This is a genomic window from Xenorhabdus sp. PR6a, from assembly GCF_028599065.1.
Lineage (GTDB): Bacteria > Pseudomonadota > Gammaproteobacteria > Enterobacterales > Enterobacteriaceae > Xenorhabdus > Xenorhabdus doucetiae.
On sequence record NZ_JAQRFJ010000016.1, the window covers coordinates 63,989 to 70,181 of the forward strand.

Consider the following 6,193-nt stretch of genomic DNA (forward strand, 5'->3'; position numbering starts at 1 on the left):
AGTAGATGAAACGAAAAGAGATATGGCGTTTTTTACTTATCAGTTTGTTTTTAAGCACAAATAAAAACCCGCTATTCGCGGAACGAACGAATAGCGGGTTTATAACGAGTTATTTTCTGTTACTGATGACTCTTCTCACCGTTAAATGGTGCATCATTATCCCAAATCCCTTTTTCAACTTGCTGTTGAATCTCTGGGTAGTCATTAATATTGAACGTCGGTAATTTCCCGGCCCTTCTCTGCTGGTTATAATCTTTCGCCAGCTTCATGGCGATACCGGACAACATCAGTATGGCAATCAGGTTAACAATAGCCATACATGCCATTGATAAATTTGCCATATTCCAGACCAAGGGCACATCGGCCAACGTACCAAACATCACCATACCCAGCGCAGCCAGGCGCAGAATAAATAAGCCGGCAGTGTGATTACGCTCCAGAAATATCATATTGCTTTCAGCATAAGCGTAGTTAGCAATAATCGAGGTAAAGGCAAAGAAGAAAATCGCAATAGCAACGAATATCGTTCCCCAATGCCCAACAACGGATGACAATGCTCGCTGAGTCAGTTCAATGCCGCTGATAGCCGTGACATTTTCGTTAAGGACACCGGAAGAAAGGATGATAACCGCCGTTGCACTACAGATAACGATGGTATCCATAAATACCCCCAACATCTGCACATAACCCTGAGAGGCGGGATGTGGTGGATATGGAGACGCTGACGCGGCCGCATTTGGCGCAGAACCCATCCCCGCTTCATTCGAGAACAACCCGCGTTGCACACCCTGAAGCATGGCCTGAGAGATGCTGTAGCCTAATGTTCCCGCTATCGCTTCCTGCACGCCAAAGGCGCTCTTGATCACCAATGCAAATACCGCGGGAAGACGTTCAATATTGTGACCAACGACCCAAAGTGCCAGTATGAAATAGGCAATCGCCATAAACGGTACAACGATTTCCGCGACTCTGGCGATGGAACGCAATCCACCAAAAATAATCACGCCACTGATAATGACTAATACAATACCGACATAAAGTGGTTTGATATTAAAGGCAAAAGCCGCCGCTTCCGCAATTGAGCTTGCCTGAACGGCATTAAATACAAGACCAAACGCGATAATCAGGAAGAATGAAAACAGAATTCCCATCCATCGCTTCTTCAGCCCTTTTTCCATATAGTAAGCTGGGCCACCGCGAAAATTTCCTTGATCGTCTTTCGTCTTGTACAACTGAGCAAGCGTGCTTTCCACAAAGGAAGTTGCCATACCAATAAAGGCTACTACCCACATCCAGAAAACGGCTCCTGGCCCACCGGCAGTAATTGCAATGGCAACCCCGGCTAAGTTACCGGTTCCTACGCGAGCAGCAAGGCTGGTACATAAAGCCTGAAAAGATGAAATACCAGAGCTATCTGATTTATTACTATTTTTCAGAACGGAGAACATGTGGCCAAAATGGCGAAGTTGTATAAAACCAGAACGCAGTGTGAAGTAGAGACCCACCCCAAGAAGCAGGTATATGAGTGCGTAGTCCCAAAGAATGTGGTTAATGAAGTTAATCAGATCCGTCAAGATATTTTCCCCTTACTAATTAGCAAACATTAGCTGTCCGTAATGCCGTATTCGACGAAATTTTATTGAGTTTAATTCCTTTATAATTAACAATTAACACAATTCTGCATACAAAGAATACAGAGATGCTAGCCATTAAAACGGAAAGAATGTAACACAATATTTGTTTCAATGGGTAACTTTTAATGAAATTTTTACATTTACTTTAGCGTTATTGAACATTTATCTTAATGCCCATAAACCCGTCACTTCCTATTTCAAGCCATTCAAATACATTTCGTGCACAAAAAATGTAAGCTAATTTTCTTCCTATATATAAGCGAAAAGCATAGATGAATTAACAGTTGGGCTTAAAACAAGAAACCAATTGGTAACCAAAATACAACCTATAAAAAACAACGTCAATTCATTCCCACTCTAACGCTGGGTTGGAAAGCATACGTTAATCGGAAGTTACTGATGTCATGCCAAACAACATACATAGAATAAATTTAGATAATCACGTATTGCTATACCACTAACGTAGAACAACCCAATTAACTAGAAAAAGTGGCGTAATTACAAAATTTAATCTTGAAATTCCTAATATTTTCGAAAACATATAGTAATATTTTTCTCAAAATGAGATTATTAAATTTTAATACTGTGATAGTTGGAAAAAGCTATCATTACATATTAAAATTTTCGTTTGTTATTTTTGCAGTAGGAAACAACACTAACAGGTTAATAAGATGTTAATAATCTACTATCTGGTCATCAGATAATCTGCAAGTGAGGTTATAATTGATGTTAGAGCGAAAAAGAAAAAATCCCGCAGACAACATACTGCCCAAAAGGGTTTATAGAGGAAAATCAAAGTATGAATATCATCCTGCAACAGGTGGCTCGATCTCTATCTGCTGTTTGAGTTCACCCGTATCTGTTGTTTGGAAAGAGTACAATAAGATTGTAGAAAAAATAGAAAAAAACAGTACGTAGAGCTTAATATATGTTGAAGTTAATAAAAAACGGGAGCCATCACTCCCGTTGATGCTAAACAATCACTATTCCACGACAATAACAATAAGATATTCTAATAATTTCTTTTCAGGTTTCAACTCTATCCCCTCAATACTGCACTATATATTACACCACAATCCCCCCTGCTAAATAGGTATTGAGTGACTCTTTCCATCGGGAATATGTCTTCCCAGATTCGTGCTACGATATAAATCACACCGACAGATTTGTTAAATGCAAGACAGTAGACAATGGAGTATTATTTATGCGTATAAGCAACATCATGAAAACTATTGCTATTCCGGCTGTAATTACACTATTGTTATCAACGCCTGCTGGCGCAAGAGACGGAAAATTGATTAACCTGCCTGATAAACGATTTGCCGTTCTGTCCACTGGTGATCTGGAAAGTGCATCAATTGGCAGTTATTCCATTGCCATTTTTAAGGATAAAGATCTTGAGGACTTTGAAACCGGGGCTATCTTTGAACGTGATGGTTCAGTATTTGAAGATAATGGAAATCCGAGAATTACATTTGCCGATATTGATGGTAATGGTTCCAAAGAGCTCATTGTCTCTAAACTAACTGCGGGCTCTGGGAATTACCTTGAAGTTGATGCACTCAAAATCACGAAGAAGCATGTCAAACTTCTCACCCGCATCTATATAAACGGAAACAATGATCCTGTAAAGTCACTCCGTGCAATATGTAAAAGAGGAAAGTGTATAGAGCAGAAACCTTAATCAACTTCTCTTCAACCCACTGAAATTCGGCGCAAACATTGAATTATGTACTATTGTTAATGTTGTTATTCCGGTTAAAGCTGTTCACCACTATCATGGTATAGTCGATCAAGAGGAAATTATGAAACGTCTTTTATTGCCGATTTTCCTTGCCCCATTCTTCTCATATACCGCATATGCTAATCATGTAGATAAGACTGCCGATACTTATTGTCATTTGTTTGGGGAAGCCTCCGTAGAAGCATTTAAAACCCATGATTCACCCGGCACAATAGCCCAAAAGGCTTTCAATGAATTAAGTCGCAAGGGATTCGATCTTAAAGAGATCCATAGCAACAAGGATGAATTTATTGCATCTATCAAACAAACCGTCACAGAAGTCAGAAAAAATAAACAAGTCTTCCCAAGTACTCGGCATTTTGACGCATCACTGGCTAAATCAGTTGAAGCATGTAAAGTACAGACAAAGCATGCCTTATCTAACAGTACAAAATAAGATCCTGTAGAGCGACGACTCACTTACGTTGTCGCTCTGCTTCGTTAGCCGTTTCGCCATTTGAATTTCAATAAGTTATGTAATTTATTTTTTCATTACAACATGAAACAAATTAGATTATTTTTATTATCTTGCGATTTTATAACAATGAGATTAAAGAGAAGAATGAGATTTCATTTTTTTAACGGCAACGCTATAAAAAATAGCAAAAACAACAAAAGGACTAAAAGAGTATTTATTAATGTGGAAAAGCGATATTGAAATGATGATTTTTTCTCATTGCCCTGATTAGGTGCTATTTTATCTAACGAAAACTTATTATCTTCAATTTCAGCAAGTATCGTTTTTGCGCGCTCTATATCAGCATGGTGGACAAGCAGTTTAACGCCACCAAATGCCTGAGAATACATATAGTTATTCCATACAATATTTTCATCTATCACTATCGCATAAATATCTTCTGATAACATTCTGCCCAAGACAATGTGGGCATCTATCGGCGATAAAAAATTTACCAATAACTGCATATTTCCTCTTTGAGGATAACTATTCCACATAAGCTCACCATAATCAGATGATTTACAAATAAGTATAATCTATTATTGCATTATTCTCTTATTGTTTAAGATTATCATTAACTCCCTTTCTTTTATTTTATTTGCTACAGGTTAGAATTAAAGGAAAGTAAAAAATTAACGGTAACCATTAAGCCCCCGTTATCTATTCAGTGACGCAATTAATTACATATGAGAGATAATGGCATCGCCGAACTCACTGCATTTCAGCAGCTTAGCACCCTCCATCAGGCGCTCGAAATCGTAAGTCACGGTTTTGGCCGCAATCGAACCTTCCATTCCCTTAACAATTAGGTCGGCGGCTTCGAACCATCCCATGTGGCGCAGCATTATATAGCCAAAATAAATATAACAATTTGAATTTAAAAGTTTTTATATTCATTTGAAAGCTAAAAAAGGTGCAATCTAGTTATATAAGCACATGATTTTACAGAATATTATTTGGGTTTTGATAACCCACTTCCCCGCCCAAAACTTCATCAATCACGCCAAACATCCTCTTCTATTCCGTTTTGGTCATTTGTTGACACGCGAATATAGCCGATTTTAGCCATCTCGAAACTCCTTTTAGTCCATGATGGCTGATTTTATCAGGCTCACGGGGTAACGCATTGATTTGCATTAAACCTCCGTATTGTGTATGACTTTTTCTTGCTTTTTCCGGGGAAAAATAAGCTAATCGTTTTTTCATCACATCCCGAAATTAAAAGGCGTGAATACCTGATTTACCAAAATAAACCAAACGTTGCAAATCATAGCAGATGGCCTTCAGAGTCATCGCAAAATCGGCTCGCAGCTGGCCTATCGTTCGGATGAATTTTTCACTCATCTGAGAGAATGAGCCAAAGATATGTTCTACCCGTGCCCGGGGTTTCGCTATTTTCTTATTTCGGCCTTTCTGGCAGTCTGATAAGGGCTTATTGCGTGACGCTTTTCTCTGAATATGGACACGATAGCCCTGTTCCTTCAGCGCACTTTCACGCATCTGGTTGGCATACCCTTTAAGTGCCTGCTTTCGCCGTTAATTCACTCATGTTTTTATTCCTTATGTTTTGAAAAGACAGCGACAGGATAGCGACTCTGTTTTTTTGTGAAAATCGATCCGAGTTGTAGGAGCAAGGAGACAGTTTGGCGTGAAGTTATTTTTTAAAAGACTCGACTGCATCGATGGCGAACCGTGTGATATCCTGGATAGTTGTCGATTAGACGTCCGCGTTCAAATGCCGGCCGATTCAGTATGGAACCAGAAGTAAGAATTATCCAAGGGGGAATAGAGGCGCACAGCCCTTACAACAGAATAGTTGCATCAGCCTAAATAATAAACTGATATCGGTGTGGGGTTTGGGGGAGAGGCTGATCAGATAATTTTGGATGAGAAGATACCCAAAAATGCCCTATGCGTTAGTTGTTGATACACGAATACTTAAACCATCCAGCGTCTTGTTGCTTCTGTTCACATTGCACCTCACTGTGATTCTGCGTTATTTTCCGGGCGAATTAATTTCGCCAATATTTTCTCAGCCTTTTTCGGTCTGTATTCCGCCATTATTTTTAATTCCAGACGAAAATCAGGGAGGCTCATTTTTAAGCGCTTGGCTTCTTCTTTCATTAAATTTCTATCAACCAATTTAAATAACCGCGCAGCCTCTTTCCGTTCCTGTTCGCGTTGATAGTTAATCTCATCCAGCCGTTGTCGTTTCTCCGCTGCCTGCGTTTCTTTCCATTTATCGATTTCCCTATCGATATCGATATCGATATTACCGCGTTTATGCAGCGGTACGTTTAATACACCGTGATCTAATGC

At 39.2% G+C, this 6,193-nt stretch carries 5 protein-coding genes and 2 pseudogenes; 2 read left to right on the top strand and 5 right to left on the bottom strand.

What is annotated here, in order from left to right:
- Positions 1-119: 119 nt before the first annotated feature.
- Positions 120-1,574 carry an alanine/glycine:cation symporter family protein gene (locus PSI15_RS06745; RefSeq protein WP_045971247.1) on the bottom strand — a complete coding sequence of 485 codons (1,455 nt, stop codon included), beginning with the start codon at positions 1,572-1,574 and terminating at the stop codon, positions 120-122.
- A 1,264-nt stretch (positions 1,575-2,838) separates the two neighbouring features.
- On the opposite strand from PSI15_RS06745, the gene PSI15_RS06750 reads away from it, so the two are divergent.
- Together PSI15_RS06750 and PSI15_RS06755 are read left to right on the top strand one after the other, a co-directional pair.
- Positions 2,839-3,318 (top strand): PliI family lysozyme inhibitor of I-type lysozyme, encoded by a 480-nt coding sequence (locus tag PSI15_RS06750; RefSeq protein ID WP_045971249.1) that lies wholly within the window; start codon positions 2,839-2,841, stop codon positions 3,316-3,318.
- Positions 3,319-3,439: 121 nt separating this feature from the next.
- On the top strand, positions 3,440-3,814 hold the full coding sequence (locus PSI15_RS06755) for a hypothetical protein (RefSeq protein ID WP_273582851.1): 375 nt from the start codon (positions 3,440-3,442) through the stop codon (positions 3,812-3,814).
- Positions 3,815-3,987: 173 nt separating this feature from the next.
- On the opposite strand, the gene PSI15_RS06760 is transcribed toward PSI15_RS06755, so the two are convergent.
- From PSI15_RS06760 to PSI15_RS06775, 4 genes and pseudogenes are all read right to left on the bottom strand, one after another.
- Positions 3,988-4,371: a putative signal transducing protein gene (locus PSI15_RS06760; RefSeq protein WP_273582852.1), complete on the bottom strand. Its 384-nt coding sequence runs from the start codon at positions 4,369-4,371 to the stop codon at positions 3,988-3,990.
- 183 nt (positions 4,372-4,554) lie between these two features.
- Positions 4,555-4,740, bottom strand: a pseudogene (locus PSI15_RS06765) (isocitrate/isopropylmalate family dehydrogenase); the annotation flags it as partial.
- A 352-nt stretch (positions 4,741-5,092) separates the two neighbouring features.
- Positions 5,093-5,371: pseudogene (locus tag PSI15_RS06770) on the bottom strand (transposase); the annotation flags it as partial.
- A gap of 483 nt (positions 5,372-5,854) precedes the next feature.
- A partial coding sequence (locus PSI15_RS06775) for a hypothetical protein (protein ID WP_273582853.1) occupies positions 5,855-6,193 on the bottom strand: 339 nt, incomplete at its 5' end.

Coding starts and splice junctions, on each gene's coding strand:
- PSI15_RS06755 (WP_273582851.1), top strand. CDS start 3,440: ATGAAACGTCTTTTATTGCCGATTTTCCTTGCCCCATTCTTCTCATAT.
- PSI15_RS06760 (WP_273582852.1), bottom strand. CDS start 4,371: ATGTGGAATAGTTATCCTCAAAGAGGAAATATGCAGTTATTGGTAAAT.
- PSI15_RS06750 (WP_045971249.1), top strand. CDS start 2,839: ATGCGTATAAGCAACATCATGAAAACTATTGCTATTCCGGCTGTAATT.